This is a genomic window from Hahella sp. HNIBRBA332, assembly GCF_030719035.1.
GTDB lineage: Bacteria > Pseudomonadota > Gammaproteobacteria > Pseudomonadales > Oleiphilaceae > Hahella.
The window spans coordinates 5,975,944-6,001,234 of sequence record NZ_CP132203.1; the positions used below are offsets into that span (position 1 = coordinate 5,975,944).

Here is a 25,291-nt window from a genome sequence, read left to right on the forward strand (position 1 = left end):
CGTTCTCCCTTACAGAATTTTGGCGACGAATTTCAGGGCGACGCTGGCGCCGACTTTCAACGGCAGCGTTTTGCCCTGGTAGGTATAGCTGGCGAGAGTGGTGTAGGCTTTGGGCCAGTCGCTTTGCGAGGAATACTGCGCCATGGCGTTGACCGCCGCGTTCTCGTCGTCCTGACTCCAGCGCCAGGCGCTGAAGGCCTGATCCTCGGCGTCGTTTTTCAGGGACAGGATGCCGGATACCGCCATGTTCTGTTCGTCAGCGCTGGCGCCTTGGTCCACGTAATAAGAGAAGGTGGTCCAGCGTTCCTGAATCGTGTTGGCGGGGTTTTCCATGTAATCCATCAGCAAGCCCAGGGGCGCGGCTTCGGAAGGCTGTTCGTCAGCATAGCTGTCGCCGGCCTTTTTGCCCCACATACCCAACAGTTTCTGGGCGGCGGTCATGCCCCCCATCACGGCGGCGTTTTTCAGGACAAACTTGAAAATAGCGCCTTTGTTGGCCCAAAGAGACTGACCGATGTTCTTCACCAGCGAGCCCAGCGCCGAGCTGTCGACATTGATATCCGTATCGATGTCGGTGTCGATATCGGTCACGTTGTCGACGACATTGTCCACCACCGTGTCTACGTCAGTGTCGATGTCCACGTCGATGTCCACATCCACGTCCACGACCACCAGGGCGTCGATATCTATGTCAATGTCTACGTCGATATCTACGTCCACATCGACGTCCGTGTCCACGTCGGTATCGACATCCACATCTACATCCACGTCTACATCGGTATCCACGTCCACATTCACCAGATCGCCGTTGTCTGCCGCCGCACTGGTGAACTTACTGGATATCCATTGCGCGACGTTGCTGAGGTCGGACTTCACTGCGCTGATGACCGCCTGGCCTCCGGTTTTCAATGCGTTGAACAGCGTGGGAAGGTTCTTCGCCAGGGCGATGACCGTTTGGCTGATCATGATGATGTTAATGGCGGTGTAAGCGGTGTACGCCAAGTCATAGGCGGACATCCACCAGGCCAGTTGCGGAACCTGATAGGGCTGGACAATGACGTCGTCGCCATCGACTTTGCCGGTAAAGAACAGTTCGTAAACGCCGGCGTCGCCGCCATGCATGATCATGTCCTGCATCACCGCGCTGAGATTGACGCCACTGGTGTCGGTGGCGCCGTTGGAGGTCAGCGTACCTTTGCTCAGCGTCAGCTCCACCGTGCTTCCGCTGGTGGGTTGATACAGAGCGCTGCCATCGGCGCCGAGAATAATCTGGCCGCTGCTGTCTTTCGGCAGCACCAGCGGAATCATGGGTTGCGGCGGTTGAGGGTTGTAGCAGTAGAGGGTCAGGCCTTCGCTGCCGGCCCAGGCGCGTACGTCGTTTTCCGCCCAATAGGAAACCGAGGAAAAGGTGTTGTAGTCAAAGCCGACATTGTTATCGGAGAACCATTGATTCAGTTTTTGGTTCTGTTGCGTCAGATCGCTGTTGTTTAGAATGATATCGTTGACCGCCAGCGCATTGGGGCTATAGGGACTGCCCTTGTAAGCCTGGTAGAAAGCGAAGGCTTTTTGCGCGCTGGTGAGGTCGTCCGCCGTGATGGTGACATTGGTGTCGCCGAGGATATTGGTGACCTGATTCAGCAGCGGCATGCCGTCCGACTGGCGCGCAAACGACAGATTTTCCAGAGGGTTGGAGGGGGTATAGGTTTTTTTGGAATTGGCGGCGACGGAGTCCACTTTGGTGTAAACCGGGTACATCGTGCTGGGATTGTTCGCCGAGGCGCCGGAAGGCACGGTAAACGTATAGATATCGAGAGCTTCGCTATATTGATTGTCGATGTTAACCACATTCGCGGCCATGCGGATCTCCTTCAAGCGTGAGTAGGGCGTGACAAAGGCGGCGACGGGAATGCGCGTCGCTGCGCATCCCGTCGCCATTAGTCAATGAAGTGGGTGTTTAGAAATCTTCGAGTGGCTTGATTTCGTCTTCCGCTTTGGGATCGTCGTTGGAGGCGTCCTCTTCCGCATTCTTCTCGGAATTCTCGATATCTTCGCTGACTTTTTCGCTGGCGGCCTGATTGCTCTCGATTTGCGCCTGCTGCTCGCTGGAGATGGACTTGTCGAGGGATTCCGTCAGTGCGGAAGTATTGGCCTGGATTTCCTTGAAGGCGCTGGTCTGCTCGGTGACGACATCGTGCAGGTTCTCTTCGGTCGCGTTGTTCAGCGCGTCATTGGAGTTCTTGATACTGGTGGCGCTGGATTCCAGTTGTTCCAGCTGTTGGCTGTTCATTTCGCTTTCATATTGCGCCTGAATTTCCAGCGTGTTGGCTTCGACTTTCAGGCCTTCTTCCAGGTTGATGGCGTTTAGGTTGTCATCGATGGAGCCCCGTTCCGAATTGATCTCCTCCAGTGCGCTTTCGGTATCCTCCGGCGCGTTTTGTTTGCCGTTGGTGAGCTTCTGCACGGCGGTGTCGATCTTCTCGTTCAGGGCCTTCTCAAATGCTTCCTGCTGTTGCTTGAACAAATCCTCGGTGGTGGGCTCTTTGGCTTTGCCGCGGTTTTTGACCCATTTGAAGATACCGTACAGAGTGGACCCTACGAAATGCAGCATCATCACTGCGCCGCCAATGGTCATGATGGAATTGAACACTTGCGCGGAGTTTTTCGGGTGGAACAGGGTGTTCCAGAATTCCGAGCTCTGGTCGGTGCTCAGTTGTGGAGAGTCGAAACCAATACAAGTCTCCCCGGCGATAGTTCCGGTTATGACCGGGATGATTTGGGTGTCGGACGGGTTTTGGGTGAAGACGCGCTTCAATTGAAATGTGCCTTTCACCGCTACATCCGGGATATCCGCGTTCACGTTGTCCACAAATAAGGCGTTGGTGTAAGTCAGCGTTTTGGCTTGTGATGAGTCCACATCGACGGTGGTGGTGTCAGTGGGATCTTTTGCGGGGGTAAAGGTGCAAGTGTAGCCGGCGTTGGGTTTGCTGAGATCCAGCGCCGACGGTTTGGTCAGAGAGAGTGTGCCCACAAAGGACGTGGTTTTGCTGTCGCTGCTGTACAGGTAATAGGTCGTGCTGTCATATTGCGCCCACACGAACGGAAACTTGCTGTAGTAGGACTCCACCGCGACCAGGCCAGCCAGAGTGACGTTCTGGAAACCCTTGGTGGACGCAAAGAAAGCATTGACGCTATTGGTGATGGAGTTCGCCACATTGTCGGAAGAATTCGCGCTGCCGTCCGCCTGACCCTGGGCAGTGGTTTGCGCGCCGTTCATGGCGGCTTCATAGTCTTTGGTTAACTGGGAGGTAGGGTAGGCGGCGATGGTCTGATAGAACGTGGCCGCATTGGCTATGGACTGCTGTTCGTCTGCAGTCACTGTTTGCGCCGGAAAGGTGACTGGCGAGCCGAAGATATTTTGCATGACGCCGATATTGTCTACCGGGAAATACCAGCTGGAGGTGCTGGCCAGCAGGTTATAAACCAGTGAATACTGCTGCTGTTTGGTATTAGGATCGGTGTAATACTGATCCAGGTACACCGTTCCAGAACCGTTCTGGCTGATGACGGTTCCGCCTTCGAGCAATGAGAGAATTTCCAGGTCCTGATCGTAAACGCTGGCATTCTGGGTGTCGCCAGGAGCCTGTGCGGTAGTGGGAGACAAAATGACGATGTCAGAGGTGCAGTTATTGGTGATCACACACTCTTTGCTTTGGTCTGGTTTAGTGGTGGAAGCGGCTGTTGACATGGTACAGGTCCTTGTTAAGCGTTGTAGTGAATGAAAGCGTCCTTCGTACTACAGACTTCGCCTTTCGGCAGTGCGTGCGCTTCCTTACTCACGGCGCGAGAAAACAGCGGAAATTCGGTTTGCTCTCGCATGTCCCTGAGAAGCGCGCGCGGGAACGCGCCATACTTTTCGGCGGTTAGTCAGAGGAATGACTCCCCTGATGCGTCATAACTGTTTAGTCAGGATTATCGGTTTAAGCAAGACGGCCATGGATAAAAAACTAAAACAGTTTTGTCTTACTTTTTATGGGCTGATCGTGGCCGGTTATATTAGGCCGTCAGGCTAATTTTATAGATCTTAATTTTTTAATTAGTCCGAATTTCCCTTGAAGCTCCCAATGAATTGGTCTATCACCTCATCGGCTGATTTAGAGCTCTCGCTTTTCTCAATATCCACCCACTTTACCCACGTTATACTAGGTTTCAGACGCCACTTTCCCTTACGTCATTGCAGGTCGGGGCCGGTCAGGTAAGCTGCGTGGCTCCTAAGCGCTGCCCCCCCAACAAAGTCCTCATGCATTTAATGATGGAGTTGCTCCTGTTGTAGCTGAAGAAAAACTTAAAACAATGTCCGGGATTGGTTGACCACTACATAGGTAGACAGTGAACCGTAATGAACTAGAAGCATTTTCCCGCGAGGCAGCCAAATCTCTGAAGACAGAAAAGGATCTCAACGAGTTCCGTCAGATGCTCACCTTTCATGATGTGTATCCAACCCTGGCCCCCTATGACCTTATGGCTGTTTAATGAATCGTTACCAACCCTCCACTAAAATGAAGGGACGCAATGGGGTGCTCATATTTCCACCAATATTTTTAAAAAAGCATCTATATTTAACGGACAAAAGGTAGTTATACATTGGGACTACCTTTTGATGTGGCACTGCGCCCCAAGGAGGGACACCATGAAAACAAGACAAAACGTTTACGAATTGCAAGACGATACGCTTTCCTGGTACTCAAGAGCCGTTGAGGAAATGCAATCCAGGGACATTAACGATCCCACCAGCTGGTGGTACCAAGGAGCCATTCACGGCTACGCAACCTACCCCAGTGCTTTAACCTACTGGCAAGACGCCACAGGTTTTCCTCCATCCCAGCAGACCGTCAATAGCGGCTTCTGGAACCGTTGCCAGCACGGTACCTGGTACTTCCTGCCGTGGCACCGCATGTACCTATTCTATTTCGAAGAGATTGTCGCCAAGGCAATCCGTGACATGGGCGGGCCCTCAGATTGGACACTTCCCTATTGGAACTACTGCGACGCATATAACACAAGCGCTCAGGCAAGTGAGCAACAACAAGCCCTGCAAATCCCACCTGAGTTTGGATCTTCCCAGGGGCCCAATACCGACTTCGCCGCTTTATGGATAAAAAACCGGCGCAACTATGTGTTGAACAAGAACAACGTTAATCCCTGGCCAGCCATGAATGAAGTGGAGTTTACCAGTATCAGCAATGATATAAGCTTTGGCGGCGGAGTCACAGGATTCGCCCACTCAGGTAGCGAGACTGGGCAACTAGAAAGTCTTCCACACAACGTTGTGCATACCGATATTAACGGCGCCATGGGGAATCCCGACACGGCTGCTCTCGACCCCATATTCTGGCTACACCATGCTAATATCGACCGGCTGTGGCAGGTGTGGCTGGCTCAGGCAGGTCGCACCAACCCTGATGTGAATGCGTGGAAGGATTTCCGCTTCAAGTTCCATGACGGCAATGGCCAACCTGTCGAAATGGCGGTCAAAGACGTGGAGACGACCGAATTACTGGGTTATGTATATACCCCGTCCTTTCCTCTTCCTTCCACCAAACCCGTCAGAAGAACAGCACCGCCAATGGATGTTGTTGGTGCGACCCCAGGCAGCTTTTCGGTCGGCGATCATATGGCTCCCATGGATCTGACCATGGTGCCTCAGCCGGCAAGAGGCGCACGCCTTAAGTCTGCCAGAGCTGATGATGAAAAAAGAACCATTTTGCGAATCAGTAACGTGAAAGGTAAAGGCGCAACGTCCCCGATCGATCTGTTCATCACAAACCGTGATAACGAAGAAGGCAACGAAGAAAACTTCGTGGGTTGTATTGGACTGTTTGGCCTCGAAAATGCCTCAACTCCCAGTGTTGAGAGTGATGGCAGCGGCTTGAACTTTGCTCTCGATATTTCCGACACGATTAACAAGCTCAGGCAGCGTGACGATTGGGACGAAGAAAAAATTCGGGTCCAATTGATCCCCCAGTCAAAGCAGGACAGCGATGTCGAAATAAACGTTGGCAGGGTCAGTTTGCACAGTGAAATTGATTAGCGAACGGTATGCTGACATGAGCGACAGGATGAGCCGTCTGACAACGGCTCATCCCTATTGGTGGCTTTTCATGGTGAGCGCGCTCAGCTGGGCATATTTGATTTCGGCTGAGCTGAGCAGGTCCGTACACTCACATCACCATATGTCAGCCACTCCCATTGTGGCGCTTTCTAGTAGTTTGGTGGCCTGGCTAATGATGGTTTCAGCGATGATGCTGCCCATGCTCAGCGGTTCAGTCCGGCGGGTGAAAATCATGATGCCTCGGTATCAACACTTAAGGTTGATGCCCCTTCTCGTGTTTGGGTATTCAATCGTCTGGCTGATCGCAGGAGCCGTGGTAGAGGTTATCAGGGGAATTTTTTTTCAGCTGCCCTATATTGAGCATGACGTGATTTCACCATTACCTGTTGGGTCGCTTACCTTTTTGGCGGCAGCGGTCTGGAACAATACATCATCCCGAAGAAAAGCCGTTTTTGCCTGCAGCAGCGGCGTCCCCATGCGAATCAGTGGCTGGTATGCATACAGGGATGCAGTCTATTTTGGACTAATCAAGGGCATCAGTTGTGTAAAAGCCTGCCTTCATGTCATGTTGGCGCTGGTAATCACTGGGCACAATCTGTGGCTGATGATGATTGTGACGGCTGTACTGTTATATGAACGCATACTTCTGCCCAGAGAAACCAGACTGGTGTCCTGGATGTGCTGTGCGCTAGCAGTGTACCAATTACTGATCTGGCTCAATTGATTATGGCATCACCTTCCATAAACATTATGGCCGAGCATCCTGGACCGTTAACCTTGTCGGGAGATGAGGTAGAGATCCGGCTAGGAATGTATGAGGAAAATCGACCTCATTTCAATCACAAGCCTTTGCACAACTCACGGGTATTCCTAAACTTTCATCGCATCTTCGGTGAACCCGGCAGCCCTAACTACGATGTGTTTCTCGTAGCACACACACAGGGAGGTGCGCTCCACTATATCGGCTCATTATCGTTTTTTTCCGTCCGGCCAAAAAACCCGGACAACAACGAGGGAATGAACCTAAAAATAAAAATCGAGTCTCCAATAAAAGAATTGCTTGGTCAGGAGGCAAGCAAGAGAGATAACCTGACTCTACAAATCAAACCCCAGGACCAGGCCAACGAGCCAATACCCATAGAGGTGGAGTTCATATTCCTTTGCTGTATACCACAGGAACAGTAGCCTCTCTTGCCAATTTGCGATCCTATTCTACAGACAAAAAAGTTGGTGGCAGGACAATTTTGTACTTTTCTTGATGATTGCCATACCCCGTAGTATTCGATTCTAAAGCCAGATTGTTTGAAGTGGTTTAACAGTCCCGGACACATTAATATTAACCATGCATTGATATAGGTATTTTATGCTGCATATTTGATGCTTGGGTGACTAAAGTATTTCTTCACCCTCGCAGGCTTCTTTTGTAGCATGCACATATGTGATCGGGTTTTCTTTTTCAGATCTCCTTTCCTTCGCGCCGGCTTACCCCCGTGTACTCCTGCTTTTAAGTCACAATTCAAATACTCGTCCGGGTTCAGTTCCGGGGAATAGGCGGGTAAATAGAATACTTCTATATGATCCCGGTTCTCCTCAAGCCAAGCTTTCACCGCCTTGGCGTGATGAACTCTCAAATTGTCCAGTATCAGGAAGACCTTGCGTTTGGCGTCTTTGAGCAGCCGCTTCATGAACCCTGTCAACCGGTCCGCGTCCATCGTTTCATCATAGATTTGAAATCGCACTTTGCCCTGGTTGCTGATCGCCAAGATCATGTTGACCGACTCACGCTTGGCGTTCAGGCGAATCACCGGCGTTTTCCCTTTCGGCGCATAGCCCCGCCCATGTTGAGCGTCGCTTCGAAGCCCTGTCTCGTCCCCCTAGGGTCTGTTGACGTTTCACATCGGCAGCCATAAATACCCACAAGCCATGGCTACCATACTTTCATAGTTCCTCTTCAACTTGTCATACCTCGTCGCGATGGCCCGGTACTGCTTGAGTCGGGCGAAGGCGTTCTCCACCAAATGGCGACACTTGTATAAACCCCAATCCATATCGTCATTGCCTTTGACTGAGTTTCGCTTTCTCGGTATCACGGCCCTGGCTCCCTTCCTTTCGATCTGTGCCCGCACTCGTTCACTGTCGTAGCCTTTGTCTCCGACAACCGCTTCTGACAAGGGAAGCTTTTCAATCAACTCCGCCGCTGCCGTACAGTCATTGACTTCGCCTCCTGTGATCTCAAATTCCACAGGAAGACCATAGGCATCCACGGCCAGATGCACTTTCGTGGTATTGCCCGCCCGACTCTTACCAATCGCCTGAGACTCTTCCGTGCAGGCTCCTGCGCTGTGCTGATGGGCCTTCACATAGCTGCCATCAATAAACTCCCATTCCAAATCCGGCTCGCGGATCAAGCCCCGGAAGATCCTCAACCACTTGCCTTGGGCAGACCAGGAATTGAATTTTTTGAACACCGAATTCCAGTCGCCAAACTGCCCTGGCAAGTCTCGCCAGGGACACCCCGTCCGCATTCGGTACAACATGCCTTCCACCATCATTCGTAGTGTGGGCTTGTTATAGATTCGCTCTTGCAGCATGATCTCTTTCAGCTTCGACCAAAGCTCGTCACTGAGCATCAATCGGGGCATCGCAAACTCGTCTTGTTGTTGGTGTGGGAACCGCAATATGACGAGTTTGCGCCTATCTATCACCTATGACGAAACGTCAACACGCCCTAGTAGATCTCTGCCCCTTCCGCCTTGGCTCATACGCTTTTTTCGCCGGTTTCTGGGGCGTGAAACCCCAGGCAGACAGATATCAGATTCACATAGTATCCAGCCCTAGCTTTAAGCCTTCGTGGAAGCAGAAAAAATAACGCTGAATCCACTTGGCTTCCTTCTCGAATGAAGCGTTCATGTCGGCGTCTTAACCCACCCGCCAAGGAGCTTTTTATGAGTCACACATTGACGCCCACACAACACGCTATTCTGTCCCACGCTATCGATCACCGCGAGGGTCGCGTCGACTGGTTTCCAGACCACATCAAAGGCGGCGCGCGCAAGAAAGTGCTGACCGGCCTGATGCAGCGAAACCTGATCCACGCTGAAGGAGAAGCATGGCATGTCGATGACGCCGCCTACGAGGCCCTGGGACGCGCCAAGCCAAGTCCTGTAGAGCCCGCGCCTGACTCCCTCGACACGGAGCGGGACGAGGCCCAAACAGCGCCACAGCGCCAGCCATCTCGCCTCCGCGCTAACAGTAAGCAGGCCCTTGTTATCCAGATGCTGGAGCGCCCGGAAGGGGCCACCATCGACCAGCTCAGCCACGCTACCGGTTGGCAAAAGCACACGGTGCGCGGAACGCTCTCTGGGGCGCTGAAAAAGAAGCTGGGACTCAAGGTGATCTCAGAAAAATCCGCAGACGGCGAGCGCCTCTACCGCATCGCCAAAACCGACCATCCATAACGCTCTAAATCACTTGCTACGCCGGCGCTATGAAGCGTACATACACCACACGAACCACCCCAAAGGAGCGAAAAAATGGGCACCTGGAGCCAACCAAACACCGAAGAAAAAGCCGCCAAACTGGAACGCCTGATGGCCAAGCCGCTGCTGAAGAAAGACGCTAGCGACATGCTTTACCACCTGACCGGCGACGACGACCTTTTTGATTTTTTTGAAGAGTTTGAGGAGGACGCAGATGTCCGCCTCCTGGTGCGCTTTCACCTTGAGCGGGCGCTCGACAACCTGCACCTCTCCTACGTGACCTGGGACGAAGCAGCCATCGCCATCTGCAAGCGCATCATTGAAGCCTGACCCAAACATCTATACGGCGGCTCACCACAGCCGCCTCACCACAAAAAGGAGAAGCCCAAATGGAAACCATCCACCAACCACACACCGAAGAAAAAGCCCTTGCTCTGACCCGTCTGATGTCGGAGCCGCTCCCCAAGCGCGAGGCGATCACCAAGCTGCAGGGGTTGCTGATAGATGAGCGTCTTGCCCGCTACCTGGGCAAACTTGAGGAAGACGAAGACGCCCGGTTATTGATCCGGTTTCATCTCCTGGGCCTGCTATCAGACGCTAGCCGCCTTATCGCCCCCTGGGAGGACATCGCCTTAAAGCTGTGTTGGCGGCTGATTGATCGCCCCTCCTGAACGCCTACAGCCGGCCTCTGTCGCCGGCTTTTTTCGTTCGCCGCCCCTGACGCAAAAACCTCGCTTATCTCTCCAGATTCAACTTGGCTTCCCGCTCACATGAAGCGTTACTAGGGACGCAAAAAACTGACCCAAAGGAGTCTAAAGATGGAACGCTCAACACGCATACCCACCACCCAAAACGTCGCCTGGGGCTTCTTCGGAACGATGAATGAGGAGGCCAGTGTCGCTTGGCCTCTGGCCATGAAAGCCATTTCGAAGACAACGGGGCAACCGCTTGAATCCATCCGCAACTTTTTGGATAGCCGCTACGGAAGACGCTTTGCAGACGAGCTTCGAGGCAATCAACTAACAGGGCTTACCCTTGAGGCCGCCATTGATGCAACCACCCAAAGCTGGATGAAACGCACCATCGGGCGATTCACCAGCGTACAGCACGGCATCCCTTACGGGTTGCCTGAACTGGTTGGGTATGTCATTCATTGCGAGGCTGTCGCGGCTTGACCATCAAAAGCCATCCCGTCTCTGGCACGGGTGGCTTTTTCTCCCGTCCCACCAATAACGCGCGCGGGTGATACAATACAACTAAGGACGCCAAGCGTCGGCGCTTGGTTTTTCCGCACGCGTCTGGATTGTTCGCGGGCCTCGAGGTTAAGAGAGGAGCCCAAGATGAAAAATATCAATGCGATTCCCGCTCCACACCGTCCCTCCAGAGGATTCCATGGAGCCATGTGCGGAGACGCTGCAGCTGCGTGGCCCCTGGCGGTTACCGCCATCGCCAACGCCACTGGGCAACCTGTCGAGTCGGTCCGCCGCTTCTTGGAAAGCGGTTATGGACGGCATTTCGCGGACGATGTAATCGAGAGGCGTCTCAACGACCGCCCGTTAGAGGAGGCCATCAACAGCGTCACGGCCCGTTGGATGGAATGGTCCATCGGGCCGTTGACCAGCATGCAGTACGGTATCGCGGCCAATCAGCCCTTCCTGACTGGATTTGTGATTTATTGCGAACGCATCGCGGAGGAGATCTGACCGTTCAGGAAGGTCCCTTCGCGGTGGTCCTCGCGCTCAGCCGCCACGTCCGCGAACGATCGATTCGAGCCGGCGAGCGTCGCCCGCCCGCCAGAGAACGCCTCCCAGCGGCGCACGATAACATCCACGTACTTGGGATCAAGCTCGATCAGGCGCGCGACGCGCCCAGACTTTTCCGCTGCGATCAATGTGGTGCCTGAACCGCCAAATGGGTCAAGCACCATATCTCCCGGTCGGCTGGAATTGCGGATGGCGCGCTCCACCAGTTCCACCGGCTTCATGGTGGGGTGCAGATCGTTTTTCGCCGGCTTCTTAATTTGCCATACGTCGCCTTGATCGCGATCACCGCACCAGTGTCGACGCGCGCCTCCAGTTCAACACGCAGCAATTGCTCGTCCCAGCCCGCCTTCAAGGTCAGCTGATTGTCCGCGAGGATATAGGCGCGTTTCTGCGTCGGCGACAAATGCGCAAGCTCAATGATCGGGACGTCCACCATTCCTAGTTTTCTCGCCGCCAGTAAGCGCCCGTGGCTGGCGACAACGCCGTTCTCTCCGTCATCCACGGACAAGGGGGTCAGGTTTTCACTTTCAAGGTTGGCGCCTTGGATTAGCGCTCAGGTTCGCACCCGGTTGGCGCCTTGATTCATATATGGAGATCTGGGCTTTTCCCTGAAAACCACACCGTACGTGGCGTTTGGAGAAAGATAGCTTTTCGTCGGAGCCTTGGGAACTGCGAACCGCAACCCCTGCCAACCTCGTTTTTAGCGCTGACGCTAAACAAACGCGGCGCTGTCGCCCCCCGCTTCGACTCATGGCCAGGAAGGACCCATCGGGAGCCCAAAAGGTGCCCAGATAGGCCAAATAATCGCCTGGCGGCTGCCATAGCGGGGAGGTGAACTCACTATTACGTGGACCGGTGCTTATGGTAGCAAAACCATGCACTTACGCTACCTCTAATTTCACGCCAACCCTGCACCAGTACTACGTTTTCCGCAGGAGTTGTTTAAAACTATTCCTACCCTCGGAAAATAACGACGCCCAAGTCTAAGGACTGGATTATGTTGAGCGTGTCCATCGAGACACTTATCTCATGAGACCAATCGCTCAGGTTTTCGGCGGCAATAGTCTTCGTGTTTTGGTAGAGACCTCTGCGCTTATGCGTGAGGTCTCTACTACCCCTGTAAGGGGTAGTAGTCTGCGTGCAAACTGAAAACGGCCCCGCAGACCGCGTCGTTGCTGGATTTCGTCTCAGTTTGCAGAGGGTTTTGCAAACTTAACGCCTGCAAACTAAAAACTCACCTAACCAATTGTTTTTATTCTATTTAAGTTTGCAGCCAGATTGCAGATTGCAGCAAACTGGCTCAGATTGCAGAGTGAATTCGGGGCTTTGTCCATAGAATGTCCGTAGGCTAATCATGGCGCTAACTCCTCGTGATAGACCCAGATTTCCGGGTTTTCCACTGGCAAGAGCGAACCTGTTTTAGGACACTTGTAATGGGTTGGTCGAACAGCGGCCCCGGCGAGAACGTCCTCATCCGCGCCTGCGCTGGTTGGGCCTCCTAGTAACGCCATGCCCTCCACACACATATACCCAAACTTGCTGCGGCCGACGGCTGGCAGGCCATAATCCCCGGGGTTTCGGAAGAACTTTATATACCCTTTAGTCGCTAATACGGAAAGCCGCTCGTTAATGGTGCGATTGGCCCCTAAGCCTGCTACCCCCTCAAAAGACTCTGCGAACTGGTTAGCTGTATAACACTTACCTTTAGCGGCCTCTTCGAACAAGATCTGCAGAATATTGTCTCGTTTGCGACGTCGCTCCGCATCCAGGCGCTCCCCATAATCTTTCATAACCAGACGTTCACTGGAAGATACCTCGCGCCATTCTCCCTCGAGTTTGTCGACATACTTAGGAGGGATGTGGGCGCCATTACGCAGCTCAAAGTACATCTGCCTTACTGAGTTAGCCTCATCGGGTCGAAACAACAGCATTCCTGTTGAATAATACCCTCGTAGGCTACCGGCTCCCGCCAGCGCTTGAAATGGGTCCTCTTCTAACTGTCGTTTACCGAGCTTACGGGTATGGTGAGCCAAGATAATTCCTGCATTGGGATTTACCGTTTGGCGTAGTCGCTCAATGCGTTGCGACAGGAAAAACAGCATGGCGCCGTTATCGTTTTCGCCGCCAGCCTCTCCACCGTCGAACAGATTGCGGATGGGATCGATAGCGATAATATCCGGTCCTTCAGGGCCAAAGGCATTGGTGATCGCTGGAATCACTTGAGCAAGTCCATCCTCATCAAGGACGAGTCGTAATTGTGGGGTTGCGACAAAGTTCGTACGCGCTTCCACCATACGATGGGACGGTAAACGTAATGCTTTCACTCGCTCACGCAGATAGTGGTATTGCACCTCCGCTTGTAGGTAGAACACACGTAACGGCCTTGCGGGCGTCATGCCGAGGAAGCTGGCGCCCGCCGCCATATGCGTCAGCCATGCTAATAAGAAGTCGCTTTTGCCCACTTTGGGAGCGCCGCCGAACACCAAAGTACCTGCCGGTGTGAGTACACGTGGCGCAATGAGGTCCGGCGGAACCGGGGCATCGTCATCCAGCAGTTCCCCCAGTGTGTAAGAGGGCAAGCGGTGTGGCGTTGCCTTGATGATCCGACGCTCGCCGTGGGTAACAAAGCCCTCTATGTCGAAGCCCTCGGCAATGGCGTCCGCCGCATCCCATTTTTCGGGTTTATCCGGTGACGGAGCTAGGATGGCTACGGAGGCCGCTCCAGCCTTCACACAAGCGGGCGCCACGCTTTCCGCATACTCCCAGCCCGGTCTGTCGCGGTCTGGCCAGATCACCACATGCTTGCCCATCAGCGGGCTCCAGTCGGTTTTGCCCACTGGCGCTTTGGCTCCATTCATCGCCGTGGTGGCGCAAATACCTGCATCGATCAGCGCCTGGGCGCATTTCTCGCCTTCCACCAACACCACCCGATCCGTTTGTGCGATGCCGGGTTGATTATACAAGGGGCGCAAATCTGGAGCCCGCCAAGCACGCGCCCGAGCATCCCAGGGGCGATACTCTTTACCCGATGGTGGATCATAGCGATATACGCAGGCGATCAACTCGCGGTTAGCGTTTAGGTAATCCCATTTGGCAGTGTATGGCCCCAATTCATCCATGACAGGCGCAGACTTGCCCCTCTCCGCCTGTCGCTGTTCATACCTGCCGTCCACCGTATCCGTGCTTCCCAACCAATGCGTAATTGAGCGCTTTAATTCTGGAAACTGACCTTGAGCATCCAGTCCTTTAACTGCGGCCCAAAGCGAGAGAACGTCGCCGGACTCGTTAGTTTCGAAGTCAATCCAGACTCCCATTTTGGGACCGGCAAGCTCAACCACTAGGCTTTTACCTGGGTTTCCCTGCAGGTCGCCAATAAAAAATTGCGCGCCGCGAACCTTGCCATTGGGAAACAGATGGGACAGCGCATCAGGAAGGCGTTCCAGCAATTGCATTTTCAGTTGCTGAGCGTCGCAACGAGGCGGCATAGAGAGTGCGGGACTCGCAACATCATTGAAGTCCAACCAGCTCACTGATAGTCCCCCTCCGGAAAATAGGCTTTAAACCAGTCGCCGTTCTCACGAACGCAGTAGTATTTGCGGCCGGGACCTAGGTACTTACGATCGGGTGCGATCCAGAGATGCTCTGCTTTATCGTATGCCCAACCTCCTTCACCAAAGAGGGCGTTCATCAATACGGGCATGCCACCCTGTTTGAGAGCACGACGAAACTTTCGCAACAAGGATTGATACTGCTTACTAGTTTGCTTCACGCTAAGTGCTTCACTCCTATCAATTATTGCCGTCAGCCCCTCCGCTAATATGGGACTCTTCCAGGTATTTCCGACCTGGTCTCCATCACACTCCAGCGCAGGTTTTTCTGTAGTTTGAACGTTCTGTGAAGCCGCTGAAATCCCCGTTTCAATGGGCGTTTCCAGCAATCTCCAGCAGTAACCTTAAATAGCCTGCAATGGCATGTTAAAACTAACTGAGTTGTGGAAAAAAAATTGAATAGGAAGAGGTGGAGGGCCAGCGATAAGGTATCGGGACAACTCAGATGGGCTTATCACAAGCCGCCCTATCTTGCGGGCCATCAAGGATACCCGTAGTACGGGGCCCCCCTTTTTGTTTTCGGGAAGCGCCGATCTAGCGGCTGTATACACGGCGAAAGTTTTACCGCCAGAACCTACCGACAATGTGCGCTGGTGACAGTTTCAGAAGATGCCGGATGGTTCAACGGTTATTCCTATAAGGCGCGCACGCGTGGGGGTTAATCAGTCAACCCTCCGGGAACTCTGGAATCTGTCACCAAGCGACAAGCAACCGAAAGGCGTGGCGCAATCCGCATGCCTTGCGGTTCGTGGTGTTTGAGGCTCCGCTACCCTATTGCCGGGGGAGGTCAGCCTCGACTTCGTGCGAGTCGGCGGATATTATTTGGGGAGGTGGTGGGGTGACTCCACCAAAAAATGGACCATGTCCACAAAGCGAATTACCCCTTCCAGGAGAAATCAACGGCGGACAAGAGCTATTTATATCTTTCCCTCGCCTGGACCTGGAGCTCCAAACCGGTGGACCCACTCCTATTTCCATCAAGACAAAATCGGCCAGCCTGGTTTTCAATTGTATTACAAGTAGTTAAGCGTGAACCTAGTGGAAATCCGGGCAAAACGGCCACCCTGGAAAATCGTGGCTGAAGGCGGTGAGGGCGGCGCTTATTCTCGATTCTACGGCGCCTGCCGCCCCAACCGAGTGGAGGGCGGACGTTATCCCTAGCGAAACAACGCATTCTCGGCGCCTGAGAGCGCTTTTTCAGGGTGGCGCGCAGGCATCCCTGGGGTTGTCAATTGGACGCACGCAAGACGCTGAAAGAGCCTCTATTCAACGTTAAATGTCCGAGATAAAGTCGCCATCCACGAGGCCTTGCGTACCCTTTTTTATTCTTTATTAACAGGGTATTACGCGTAAATCTTCCGTTAAAACCCTGAATATGCGTACCCTCTTCCATGTGAGCTCAAATGAGAGGAGACCGCTACCAATGAATGTAAAACATGCCTTTGGCCAGGATGACGATCGCTATCATATGGAACAGCACGCTGAGGTGAATATATCGGGACAATTTGGACGTCATGGCTCCACATGCGGATCGCCTGATAGCCAGCACAAAATGCGCTAGAACACTTAAGGCCAGTAAAATTTTCACGCTGAGCAGCGTACCGAACAGATTAACAAAAGGGTTGGTCAATGCATGCGTCACCGCAACACGATGCGCCACTCCCACCATTGCGATTCCGCTAAGGAAAAGCAGCCCCACAACCCAAGGCATGATCTTCCGCGCCCTACGTTGAATTTCCTCGTCCAGCCGTCCCAAGCATCCAGCAGGGAGGCGTCCGCGTACGCCATCTATCATCAGCACTTCAAAGGCGACGGCTCCGATGAACACGATGACGCACAGCAGGTGTAGCGTGACGAGAATACCGTAAATCATGCAATCTCCCAGGAAAAATCGCGTCTGATAATGATTCTCAACCATGCTATGTTCGAATGAATGCTTTACCTATGATCAAGATCAAGTTCTTTCCGGGGCTGTGACATTTCCCCTGCCGGCGCCATCGGTGAGGGGCAGAGAAACATTAAATTTTTACCGCCGTTTCCGCAACGGCCTGCAATCCCCCGCAACTGTTCGCAACGGCCTGAAACTCCCTCATGGCCGGATGGGCGGCTCAACCCGATAATGACGCTTCCATCAATAAGTTTGAAAATCGGGCCGCCCACCATGCCGTCATACTCGCCTTTACCCATTCAAGCCATTCCGCCAGAGAATATGAGCGCTGAACAACGCTGTAGGGAAATCGCCTTCATTCTCGCCCATGGGCTCATCCGCCTGCGTGAGACGAATTATCAAAAAGAGAGCAGGGTGGGACTTGTCTTCCGGGACGAAGGAAGCGTTCATCCAACTCCGTCAAAAACTGAAAGAGCGGAGAAAAAATGAACCCTTTGGAATTTAAGAAAACACCTTCTATCACCGCCCAGGTGGCTGCGTTACCTAATTTGTCTTTACAGGAGCTCCGCGCACTTTGGCGCGAGCTCTTCGACAAAGAGGCGCCCACCCATGTGAAAACCTATCTTGTGCGCCGCATCGCCTATCGGATTCAGGAAGTGGAGTTTCGCAAGCTCAACCCTGAGCTGCTGGACAACAATCGACGACGTATCTCCGCATTGGCGGAAGCGACCGACCAATCCAGGAAGCCTTCCGTCAACCGGCCCCCGGCCGGTACAGTGCTGACCCGTGAATTCAGGGAGGTAGAGTATCGGGTGGTGGTGACGGTTGATGGACAATTCGAGTTTCAGGGGCGTCTCTACCCGTCCTTGTCCATGATCGCCCGGGAGATCACCGGAACACGATGGTCTGGACCGAGTTTTTTCGGACTTAAGTCAGCCTCGAAACCAAAAGGTGTGTGCAAGGGAGGCAAACGATGAGTGATGCTATTAGACGTCGACTGCGCTGCGCCGTCTACACCCGCAAGTCCACCGAGGAAGGCCTTGAACAGGAGTACAACTCCATTGACGCCCAACGGGACGCGGGACACGCCTATATCGCCAGTCAACGTGCGGAAGGGTGGATTTCTGTTGAGGATGACTACGACGATCCCGCTTATTCCGGCGGCGATATGGAGCGTCCCGCTCTACAGCGCCTGCTTAGCGATGTGGAAACCGGCAAGGTGGATATCATCGTCGTATACAAAATTGACCGCTTAACTCGTAGCCTTACCGACTTCTCCAAAATCGTGGACGTATTGGATCGCAGTGGCGTGTCTTTCGTATCCGTGACTCAGCAGATCAACAGCGCCACCTCGATGGGGCGGCTGATGCTGAACGTGCTGCTTTCCTTCGCGCAATTCGAACGCGAGGTCATTGGAGAGCGCATTCGCGATAAGATTGCCGCGAGTAAGCGCAGAGGGATGTGGATGGGCGGCATACCGCCGCTTGGCTATGACCTGGATGGACGTTATCTCGTCCCCAATGATCGTGAGGCAGAGCTGATCCGTCATATTTTTCAGCGTTTCATCGCATTGGGCTCCAGCACTTCCCTCATGAAAGAGCTGCGCCAGCAGGGCGTTACCGCCAAGTCCTGGACGACCAGCGATGGCCGTGTTCGTGAAGGAAAACCACTTGATAGGACGATGATCTATCGAGTGCTCACCAACCGGGTCTACCTCGGTGAAATCAGGCATCGGAAAGCTTGGTACAAGGGAAAGCATTCTCCTCTCATCAGTCCTGAGTTGTGGGATCAAGCTCATGAGATTCTACGTAAAAATCACCGCTCTCGCGGAAACACCTTGCGCGCCAAAGTGCCCTACCTGCTGAAAGGCATTATCTTCGATTCCGAAGGCCGGGCGCTGACGCCTTGGCACACCACTAAGAGAAGCGGAAAGCGTTATCGATACTACATTCCACAACGAGACGAGAGGGAGGGCGCCAGCGCATCCGGATTGCCTCGCTTACCCGCGGCCGAACTCGAGTCCGCTGTACTGGAGCAATTACGCGGCTATCTGTGCTCTCCGACTTTGATGCAGGATATTTCATCGATGGGCGCGCACCTGGACCCTGAGCTGGACGAGGCCAAGGTCACTGTCGCGATGACGCAACTGGACGCCATTTGGGAGCAACTGTTTCCGGCGGAGCAGTCCCGCATCGTGCGCCTGCTGGTGGAGAAAATCATATTCACGCCCATGAGTTTAGAGGTGAGACTTCGCATGAATGGCATTGAACAAATAACCCAGGAGCTGTGCGCCAACACCAATCATTTCACAGAGGAGAATGTGGCGTGAGTGGAGGAAGCATAAAAATCACGGGACGCACCAGCACCATTTTAGCGAGTAACGGCGCTCCAACCTTGTTTATTCCCATTCGGATAAAACGCCGAGGCGGACGTAAATTAGTCACCCTTCCTCAAAGCGAAAGCGGCGATCGCCCCTGGGACACAATGCAGACGCCATTACAAATGGCCTTGATCCGAGGGCATTGTCTGGCGGCCCGTCTTGAATCGGGAGAAGCGCGCAATGTCAGCGATCTGGCGAAGAAAGAAGGCATGAACATCAGCTATCTCAGCCGCTTTCTGAACTTGACCTTATTGCCTCCTGACATCGTGGCGGCCATTCTTGATGACTCGCTGCCCAGTCACATATCGTTTACCGGTCTGACAATCGATCCACCGTTGTTGTGGGAGGAGCAAAGAGAAAGGGCAGGGATGGGAAAAGTTTGAAAGAGTCGGCGTTGAGTAGCCGAACCCAACGCCGACGGACCACGATAAGAACACTGGAGTCATAGCGGTCCCTTGGGAGTTTAGCAGTTGAACGCGAAGCTTGAACAGGCGGCTGGAAGCTTCGAAGCAGCGAGCGGGAGAACGCCTACCTTCCTAAAAGCGTTGGCGCTGAGCGGGCCTTTCCAGCGCCGACTCGCCATCACAGCGACCTCGACGTCGTGTAGTGGTTAGAGCTGATCGGACATGTATGAAAGGAAGAAGATTTTCAAGGTTCAGGCCGACGTGTGCATTGGAGAGGTAATCCAGTTGCAATCCCTCGCGGATTACGCGTTCATAGGCTACCTCTAATCGCCGGCGCTAGGTGGTGACACACCCAACGCCGACTAACCACAACCAACTTACACGGAGTTGATCATGGCTGACGTCGAGTCTACTACGGCCACGCTTCATTTGAACAGGCGCACCGGGGAATTTACCCTATCCGTGCCCCTGGATTCGGACATCGTTTTAAAGGCCGCCAAACGCGCTCTGGCGCAACGGTTTAAACGTCATTCCTGCAATATGGATGACCCGGGTAAAGTGAAAGAGTATCTGATGATGCATCTGGCGCCGGAGCCACGCGAAACGTTCGTGGGACTTTTCCTGGATACTCAGAACCGATTGATCGCCTACGAAGTGCTATTCCGTGGCGCGATCGACGAGGCCCATATTTATCCTCGCGAAGTGGTGAAAGCGGCGTTACGCCATAACGCTGCGAAAGTCATCGTCGCCCACAATCATCCCTCTGGCGATCCCAAACCTAGCGTGAACGACCAGCTCATTACCTACCGCTTGCTGCAAGCGTTGATGCTTGTTGAAATTCCACTCATCGACCACTTTGTGGTGGGAGGGGATCAAGTCGTGAGCATGGCGGCGCAGGGTCTTTTTGGGAAACGGCCACGGAAACTGCCCGAGCCAGTAATGTAAAAACTCTATGACGACGGGAATAGACACGTCCCGTCGTTTCACTCGCTAACCTTTCCAATAGGCAAAAGTCACCAGCCTCGGGACTTCATCCTCTTTAGCTGATACTCCATTGACGATTGGCTCATTAGACGTGTGATCTCTTTTAAGCTCAATCCACGATATGTTTTGGCTTCTTTATGAGAGATTTCGCCGCTTAGCAATGACGTTTCAAGGCTATCGCAAAGTGCAGCGTCAGGCACATATTCAGGGAGATATCGACGAATTGCTTCTTCAGCAATTTGTTGGGGAGATTATTGACTGCGCCGGTCCATAAGAAATATGGAATTTCTCCCGATAGGATTGAGGTTCTCGCATGCTGCCAAGTTCCAGGAAGCGCCCTCCAAGTGTTGGCTAATGCAGCTGGCGTTCCTGTATTTGCAGGTGGAGGTATGGCAGTGCAATCAAATGGTGACGTACGCGTCGTCGATGAGAAAAAAGCTGCCGAGTTCTTTAACGGAGAGGGTGCGAATATTAAGCCCGAAGACTTAACAGGAGCACAGCAAAGGGCTTTGAATTACCCTAAAGGCCAAGACGGCACTGTTTTCTTTCCGGAGAAAGAATCATGAAAACATTCATTTTAGAGGCAATTGGGTTCTGGTCTGATCGTTACGAGGACGGAGTGACCCCAACGTATCTATGTGGCGAACTTCATTCAGACTTGAAAGCCAAAGTGATTGGTTATTTGAAAAATGGAGTTCGAGGCATGTCATTTTTAGGCTATGCCAGGTGCCGTTTTGAATGCGAAGACTCGGAAACGAATGTGCTTGGTAGTGCAGATCTGACAGACGGCAAATGGATTTGGCCTGAGGGCCTTTATCACTATGTTGAGAAGCACGATCTGTTGTTACCCAGGAAGTTTATTGATCATCTGGTGTCGATAGACTTCGTCCTCCCAGAGATTGATAAGGATTTAGCTCGGGTGCATGAGGACCTTTTTGAAGCTAGCGATGTCGAGCTTAAGGTCAGCTCGCACGAATGGAATGCATGGCTAAAAGAAATGGGAGAAGACGAGTATTTAAAATCGCCCGTCATCGTGCCTAAGAAGGTGCATAAATTCGATCCTGACTACGACCCCATAGCAATGGCTCACTTGATGTTTGGGGACGACGACAATCAAAAATTCTGATTTCTGCTTACTCACTTATCATGTGAGGGGCACGTGATAGGATAGTTTTATTTTGGACACCTCTAGCTTGCAACACTTCAAAGAACATTGCCCCGGCTTTCGTCATTACTACGCGCTGTACGAGTATTAGATGAACAGAAGGTTACCCAGCGCACTGAAGCGAAGGGTCGCCCCCCCCTCACGAATGAAGAGCTAAATTCTTGTTTGCGTCCTGTAGGGGAAGGATTTGAAACCTTCGCACCCAATGGTTCATGTTCTACTGTCGCATAGGAATAAACATGATCGTCACCTCTCTGAATGAAATCGGCTTCTGGTCGAATAATTATGAAAACGGAGTTACTCCAAGCTATCTGTGCGGAGATATTGGTTCTGACAAAGAAAGCATCATAAATTACCTGAAGAATGCCGCGCGCTGCGATGGTTGGCTCGGGTACGCACGCTGCCGCTTTGAATGTGAACACTCAGAGAGTAGTCCGCTTGGCGCTGCAGAACTGACTGATGGAGAGTGGTATTGGCCTGAGGGACTGGCTCACTATGTTGAAGCCCATCATCTATTGCTCCCCCCTCAATTTCTGGAACATATCAGGTCCTTAAACTACAGGGTCCCGGAGCTAGATCCAGTGTTCTTAAAGGCAGTTCGTAACGCCTCCAACCTAAATGAAAATGACGAGTTCAAGATCAAGTTCAGTAATCACATCTGGCTGAACTGGCTCAGTGAAATGGGGGAGGAAAGCTATCTAAAACACCCAGTAGTTGTCCCTAAAGCAAAGCCAGCAGCTAGTTCGACTTTCGATCAGGATAGTTTACTACCGGGTAACGGAGACCTATAGGAGCTACGACTGGGGCGCTTGTTCTTGGCTGCTCAACTTTCGGTGACACTTTAAGCTCAGGAAGAATTGTACAGAATCTAGGACTTTTTCAATTTATCCACTTTAAAGGGCCACTGCCCCGGCTTTCGTCATTACTACACACTAGTCGACTGCGCCATTGACGAGCGCATTTATCCGCAATTAACCAAAGGCTCCTGCGACAGCTCGACGCTCTTTTGGCACGTTATTGGAGAAACGTTAAAGGCTGCGTCTCCCCACATCGTCGAGTTGGGCAGCGATCTTATTCGCTATGACAAGAAGGACTGCAGCTATCTGGGATTGCTGCAATTGGCATGTGGCCTGTTATGGTTTCGTCGGAGGAAGCTACCGGCGAAATTGGTGCGCCAAATCCGGTCAGGGTGGCAAGAGATTCGTTGTTGTGCATGGCTAAAACTCCCAATGTCATAACAACCAAGCCAAATAGCAGGCGTTATTCATGATGGGTATCTAACTCGGGCCTCCTAATTGGTCGGTAATTGACCTTATGCCTGTTAAATGAATCGTTTCCAACCCTCCAACAAAATGAGGGGACGCAATGGATTGCTCATATTTCCACCAAGATTTTTAAAAAAGCATCTATATTTAACGGACAAAAGGTAGTTGTACATTGGGACTACCTTTTGATGTGGCACAGCGCCCCAACCAGAAGTTGTTTGCTAATTCACTCTGGAGTTTGGATTGTTCAAGTGGTGTAGAGGCAACAATTAGCCTTGGGCTGAGAAAATATGAAAACCTGTGGAGACTGTCCTGTCGCCCTCCGTGTGAGGGCGTGGATTGAGTGGTTTTGATGGAGCCAGAACTGTTCAAATAATGTAAATGTGTCCACAAAGCATCCACGCAAGTTGGCAAAGTGGGTATCTAATCAGACGGTGAAACAAAAACCGATATGGATGGGTAGGATCAGTGTTACTACTATTTGTCTAATTCACCTGTGAATTACCAACTTTGAAGCTGAATTCCTTCACTTGTATTGCCGACTATACGCCAGCCAAGTTTTGTGTATAACTTTGGTATGTGCGTTAAAGCATATAGTTTAGGCGTTCGAGATACTGCTTCTTTTATTAAGCAGCTTGCTACCCCCAACTTACGTTTACTAGGGTAGGTATAAACAGCGTTTACCCAAATTGCCGTACCTTCACCGTTTAGCCCGATATAGCCACAGAACGACACTCCACCAACTAGCGACTCCTTTTCAAATGCGCCGAGCGGTTTGGGTATCACAACTTCATTCTTTTTTCGCTCGAACGATGTTAAGTCAGGCCATTCTTTTTTGAACATCCTAAGCAAAGCTTCAGCGATCGGACTCTCAAATTCAACTTCGCGCACTTCTAACATTCTTGTTTCCGCCGTCCTTCACATAACGCTTTGCACAGCGGCGCGAGGTATGAGCGTCCGGCACCGCAGGTGCGAAGTGCTGCAACTTGTTATACATTTTTCCTATTACTCGTGCGGGTGTTCATTAAACTGTTTGGCATTATCGCCAATTTTTAACCAGCCAGTTTTCTCAGAAACAAACTCATGAAACTGATTTTCGATTTCACTGTCTATGCAATTTGCATTTATTGGAAAAGACCCCATTTCCGAAAGAACCTGGCCAAGAGCAGAGCCACAAACCGAACAAAAACACCGATCATATTTGTATGGTGCCACGGCCTTGTAGACTGTAATTTTATCGCGGCCAGTAGTGATATCAAATTTATCAGATTTTACGAATACCAAAGAGCTAGCCCCGATTTTACGGCAGCGGCTGCAATGACACATGCCCATCATGCTAGGCTTTTCGGTCAATTCAAATTGAACCGCTCCACAACAACAGCTTCCCTTAATCATGTCACACCTTTAGGTAAAAGATATTTCGCCTGCAAAAGAGTGACACAGCGACTGTATGAATAAACAGTGCCCGATGATGTATAACATGTGTATATCTCGCATGCGCATCTTTCCATTGCAACACTTTGAAGATAGTTCCTCCAGCCCACTGATGCCAGTGCAAAAATCCCGGAAAGTCAAACTGCCTCATTTACGAAAAAACGTGCGAGTATCTTGACTCCTTCGTTAACGAACACCCTGTGCCGACAGCATCTCCATGACACAGTTGTTCGCAAGCTCTTGCGACGGGCGGTGAAAGACGCAAGCCGTGTCAACTGCCCACATTTCGTCATTCTTACGCTACTCATCTCTTGGCAGCGGGCACAGACATCAGGACAGTTCAGGGATTACTTGGACACAATGATGTTATTAATCAGGCATCGATATAGATATCGATACAATGCCTGCATGATTATACACGCCAAGGCGGTGAAAGCTTGGCTTGAGGAGAACCGGGATCATATTGAGGTATTCTATTTACCCGCCTATTCCCCGGAACTGAACCCGGACGAGTACTTGAATTGTGACTTAAAAGCAGGAGTACATGGGGGTAAGCCGGCGCGAAGGAAAGGAGATCTGAAAAAGAAAACCCGATCACATATGTGCATGTTGCAAAAGAAACCTGCGAGGGTGAAGAAATACTTTAATCACCCAAGCATCAAATATGCGGCATAAAATACCTATATCGATGCATGGTTAATAGTACAACTCAAACCTATACACACGTCCTGGGAAATCATTACGCGGAAACTGGGAGTCCTCTGGACCAAATTAAATCAGGTTAAGCTAGATTGGCTGTTACAGCTTGATTC

At 52.1% G+C, this 25,291-nt stretch carries 29 protein-coding genes and 2 pseudogenes; 18 read left to right on the plus strand and 13 right to left on the minus strand.

What is annotated here, in order from left to right:
• Nucleotides 1-9: 9 nt before the first annotated feature.
• Both O5O45_RS26385 and O5O45_RS26390 read right to left on the minus strand, forming a co-directional pair.
• Entirely contained in the window at nt 10-1,857 is a 1,848-nt protein-coding gene (locus O5O45_RS26385) for a hypothetical protein (protein ID WP_305902290.1), read from the minus strand.
• 97 nt (nt 1,858-1,954) lie between these two features.
• Nucleotides 1,955-3,745, minus strand: coding sequence for a hypothetical protein (locus O5O45_RS26390; RefSeq protein ID WP_305902291.1), 1,791 nt, complete (start codon nt 3,743-3,745; stop codon nt 1,955-1,957).
• 942 nt (nt 3,746-4,687) lie between these two features.
• Between O5O45_RS26390 and O5O45_RS26395 the strand changes: the two genes are divergently transcribed.
• The 3 genes from O5O45_RS26395 to O5O45_RS32095 are packed head-to-tail and all read left to right on the plus strand — an operon-like array spanning nt 4,688 to nt 7,294.
• The gene (locus tag O5O45_RS26395) at nt 4,688-6,088 is read left to right on the plus strand and encodes a tyrosinase family protein (RefSeq protein ID WP_305902292.1); all 1,401 of its coding nucleotides are present in this window, start codon (nt 4,688-4,690) and stop codon (nt 6,086-6,088) included.
• 16 nt (nt 6,089-6,104) lie between these two features.
• Nucleotides 6,105-6,833 carry a DUF2182 domain-containing protein gene (locus tag O5O45_RS26400; protein ID WP_305902293.1) on the plus strand — a complete coding sequence of 243 codons (729 nt, stop codon included), beginning with the start codon at nt 6,105-6,107 and terminating at the stop codon, nt 6,831-6,833.
• A 26-nt stretch (nt 6,834-6,859) separates the two neighbouring features.
• A complete protein-coding gene (locus O5O45_RS32095) occupies nt 6,860-7,294 on the plus strand; it encodes a DUF7868 domain-containing protein (RefSeq protein ID WP_459077245.1) in 435 nt (144 codons plus the stop codon).
• Nucleotides 7,295-7,470: 176 nt separating this feature from the next.
• On the opposite strand, the pseudogene O5O45_RS26405 reads toward O5O45_RS32095, so the two are convergent.
• Together O5O45_RS26405 and O5O45_RS26410 are read right to left on the minus strand one after the other, a co-directional pair.
• A pseudogene (locus O5O45_RS26405) lies at nt 7,471-7,968 on the minus strand (IS630 family transposase); the annotation flags it as partial.
• A gap of 33 nt (nt 7,969-8,001) precedes the next feature.
• Entirely contained in the window at nt 8,002-8,751 is a 750-nt protein-coding gene (locus O5O45_RS26410; protein WP_305902294.1) for an IS5 family transposase, read from the minus strand.
• Between the two features lie 303 nt (nt 8,752-9,054).
• Here O5O45_RS26410 and O5O45_RS26415 point away from each other — a divergent pair, with 303 nt between their 5' ends.
• The 5 genes from O5O45_RS26415 (at nt 9,055) to O5O45_RS26435 (ending at nt 11,291) form a co-directional block, all read left to right on the plus strand.
• Nucleotides 9,055-9,567, plus strand: coding sequence for a DUF3489 domain-containing protein (locus O5O45_RS26415; protein ID WP_305902295.1), 513 nt, complete (start codon nt 9,055-9,057; stop codon nt 9,565-9,567).
• A 75-nt stretch (nt 9,568-9,642) separates the two neighbouring features.
• Nucleotides 9,643-9,918, plus strand: a complete 276-nt coding sequence (locus tag O5O45_RS26420; protein WP_216740608.1) for a hypothetical protein — start codon at nt 9,643-9,645, stop codon at nt 9,916-9,918.
• Between the two features lie 59 nt (nt 9,919-9,977).
• Nucleotides 9,978-10,259: a hypothetical protein gene (locus O5O45_RS26425; RefSeq protein WP_305902296.1), complete on the plus strand. Its 282-nt coding sequence runs from the start codon at nt 9,978-9,980 to the stop codon at nt 10,257-10,259.
• A 147-nt stretch (nt 10,260-10,406) separates the two neighbouring features.
• Entirely contained in the window at nt 10,407-10,763 is a 357-nt protein-coding gene (locus tag O5O45_RS26430) for a hypothetical protein (RefSeq protein ID WP_305902297.1), read from the plus strand.
• Nucleotides 10,764-10,928: 165 nt separating this feature from the next.
• A complete protein-coding gene (locus tag O5O45_RS26435) occupies nt 10,929-11,291 on the plus strand; it encodes a hypothetical protein (protein WP_305902298.1) in 363 nt (120 codons plus the stop codon).
• On the opposite strand, the gene O5O45_RS26440 is transcribed toward O5O45_RS26435, so the two are convergent.
• From O5O45_RS26440 to O5O45_RS26470, 7 genes are all read right to left on the minus strand, one after another.
• A complete protein-coding gene (locus O5O45_RS26440; RefSeq protein ID WP_305902299.1) occupies nt 11,261-11,572 on the minus strand; it encodes a DNA-methyltransferase in 312 nt (103 codons plus the stop codon). The two genes, O5O45_RS26435 and O5O45_RS26440, sit on opposite strands and share 31 nt — an antisense overlap.
• Nucleotides 11,569-11,859, minus strand: coding sequence for a ParB N-terminal domain-containing protein (locus O5O45_RS26445; protein ID WP_305902300.1), 291 nt, complete (start codon nt 11,857-11,859; stop codon nt 11,569-11,571). The genes O5O45_RS26440 and O5O45_RS26445 overlap by 4 nt, the downstream gene beginning before the upstream one ends.
• Nucleotides 11,860-12,703: 844 nt before the next feature.
• Entirely contained in the window at nt 12,704-14,881 is a 2,178-nt protein-coding gene (locus tag O5O45_RS26450; RefSeq protein WP_305902301.1) for an AAA family ATPase, read from the minus strand.
• Nucleotides 14,878-15,288: a hypothetical protein gene (locus tag O5O45_RS26455; protein WP_305902302.1), complete on the minus strand. Its 411-nt coding sequence runs from the start codon at nt 15,286-15,288 to the stop codon at nt 14,878-14,880. Before O5O45_RS26455 ends, O5O45_RS26450 begins: the two co-directional genes overlap by 4 nt.
• 1,088 nt (nt 15,289-16,376) lie before the next feature.
• Nucleotides 16,377-16,832 (minus strand): CopD family copper resistance protein, encoded by a 456-nt coding sequence (locus O5O45_RS26460; RefSeq protein WP_305902303.1) that lies wholly within the window; start codon nt 16,830-16,832, stop codon nt 16,377-16,379.
• A gap of 65 nt (nt 16,833-16,897) precedes the next feature.
• Complete coding sequence (locus tag O5O45_RS26465) at nt 16,898-17,146, minus strand: hypothetical protein (RefSeq protein WP_305902304.1); 249 nt, start codon at nt 17,144-17,146, stop codon at nt 16,898-16,900.
• Nucleotides 17,139-17,297: a hypothetical protein gene (locus O5O45_RS26470; RefSeq protein WP_305902305.1), complete on the minus strand. Its 159-nt coding sequence runs from the start codon at nt 17,295-17,297 to the stop codon at nt 17,139-17,141. Before O5O45_RS26470 ends, O5O45_RS26465 begins: the two co-directional genes overlap by 8 nt.
• A 35-nt stretch (nt 17,298-17,332) precedes the next feature.
• Between O5O45_RS26470 and O5O45_RS26475 the strand changes: the two genes are divergently transcribed.
• The 8 genes and pseudogenes from O5O45_RS26475 to O5O45_RS32060 all read left to right on the plus strand — a co-directional run.
• Complete coding sequence (locus O5O45_RS26475) at nt 17,333-17,824, plus strand: DUF2924 domain-containing protein (protein ID WP_305902306.1); 492 nt, start codon at nt 17,333-17,335, stop codon at nt 17,822-17,824.
• Nucleotides 17,821-19,176 carry a recombinase family protein gene (locus O5O45_RS26480; RefSeq protein ID WP_305902307.1) on the plus strand — a complete coding sequence of 452 codons (1,356 nt, stop codon included), beginning with the start codon at nt 17,821-17,823 and terminating at the stop codon, nt 19,174-19,176. Before O5O45_RS26475 ends, O5O45_RS26480 begins: the two co-directional genes overlap by 4 nt.
• Nucleotides 19,173-19,610, plus strand: a complete 438-nt coding sequence (locus tag O5O45_RS26485) for a LacI family transcriptional regulator (RefSeq protein ID WP_305902308.1) — start codon at nt 19,173-19,175, stop codon at nt 19,608-19,610. The genes O5O45_RS26480 and O5O45_RS26485 overlap by 4 nt, the downstream gene beginning before the upstream one ends.
• 414 nt (nt 19,611-20,024) lie before the next feature.
• On the plus strand, nt 20,025-20,576 hold the full coding sequence (gene radC, locus O5O45_RS26490) for a RadC family protein (protein WP_305902309.1): 552 nt from the start codon (nt 20,025-20,027) through the stop codon (nt 20,574-20,576).
• 383 nt (nt 20,577-20,959) lie between these two features.
• A complete protein-coding gene (locus O5O45_RS26495; protein WP_305902310.1) occupies nt 20,960-21,181 on the plus strand; it encodes a hypothetical protein in 222 nt (73 codons plus the stop codon).
• Nucleotides 21,178-21,741, plus strand: coding sequence for a hypothetical protein (locus O5O45_RS26500; protein ID WP_305902311.1), 564 nt, complete (start codon nt 21,178-21,180; stop codon nt 21,739-21,741). The genes O5O45_RS26495 and O5O45_RS26500 overlap by 4 nt, the downstream gene beginning before the upstream one ends.
• 278 nt (nt 21,742-22,019) lie before the next feature.
• Nucleotides 22,020-22,571, plus strand: coding sequence for a hypothetical protein (locus tag O5O45_RS26505; RefSeq protein ID WP_305902312.1), 552 nt, complete (start codon nt 22,020-22,022; stop codon nt 22,569-22,571).
• Between the two features lie 144 nt (nt 22,572-22,715).
• Nucleotides 22,716-22,928 (plus strand): annotated as a pseudogene (locus tag O5O45_RS32060) (hypothetical protein); the annotation flags it as partial.
• A gap of 618 nt (nt 22,929-23,546) precedes the next feature.
• Here O5O45_RS32060 and O5O45_RS26510 read toward each other — a convergent pair.
• Together O5O45_RS26510 and O5O45_RS26515 are read right to left on the minus strand one after the other, a co-directional pair.
• Nucleotides 23,547-23,945 carry a GNAT family protein gene (locus O5O45_RS26510; protein ID WP_305902313.1) on the minus strand — a complete coding sequence of 133 codons (399 nt, stop codon included), beginning with the start codon at nt 23,943-23,945 and terminating at the stop codon, nt 23,547-23,549.
• A gap of 105 nt (nt 23,946-24,050) precedes the next feature.
• Entirely contained in the window at nt 24,051-24,440 is a 390-nt protein-coding gene (locus O5O45_RS26515) for a GFA family protein (RefSeq protein WP_305902314.1), read from the minus strand.
• Between the two features lie 350 nt (nt 24,441-24,790).
• Here O5O45_RS26515 and O5O45_RS26520 point away from each other — a divergent pair, with 350 nt between their 5' ends.
• The gene (locus O5O45_RS26520) at nt 24,791-24,868 is read left to right on the plus strand and encodes a hypothetical protein (RefSeq protein WP_305906251.1); all 78 of its coding nucleotides are present in this window, start codon (nt 24,791-24,793) and stop codon (nt 24,866-24,868) included.
• 19 nt (nt 24,869-24,887) lie between these two features.
• Entirely contained in the window at nt 24,888-25,154 is a 267-nt protein-coding gene (locus O5O45_RS26525) for a transposase (protein WP_305902315.1), read from the plus strand.
• Nucleotides 25,155-25,291: the final 137 nt, after the last annotated feature.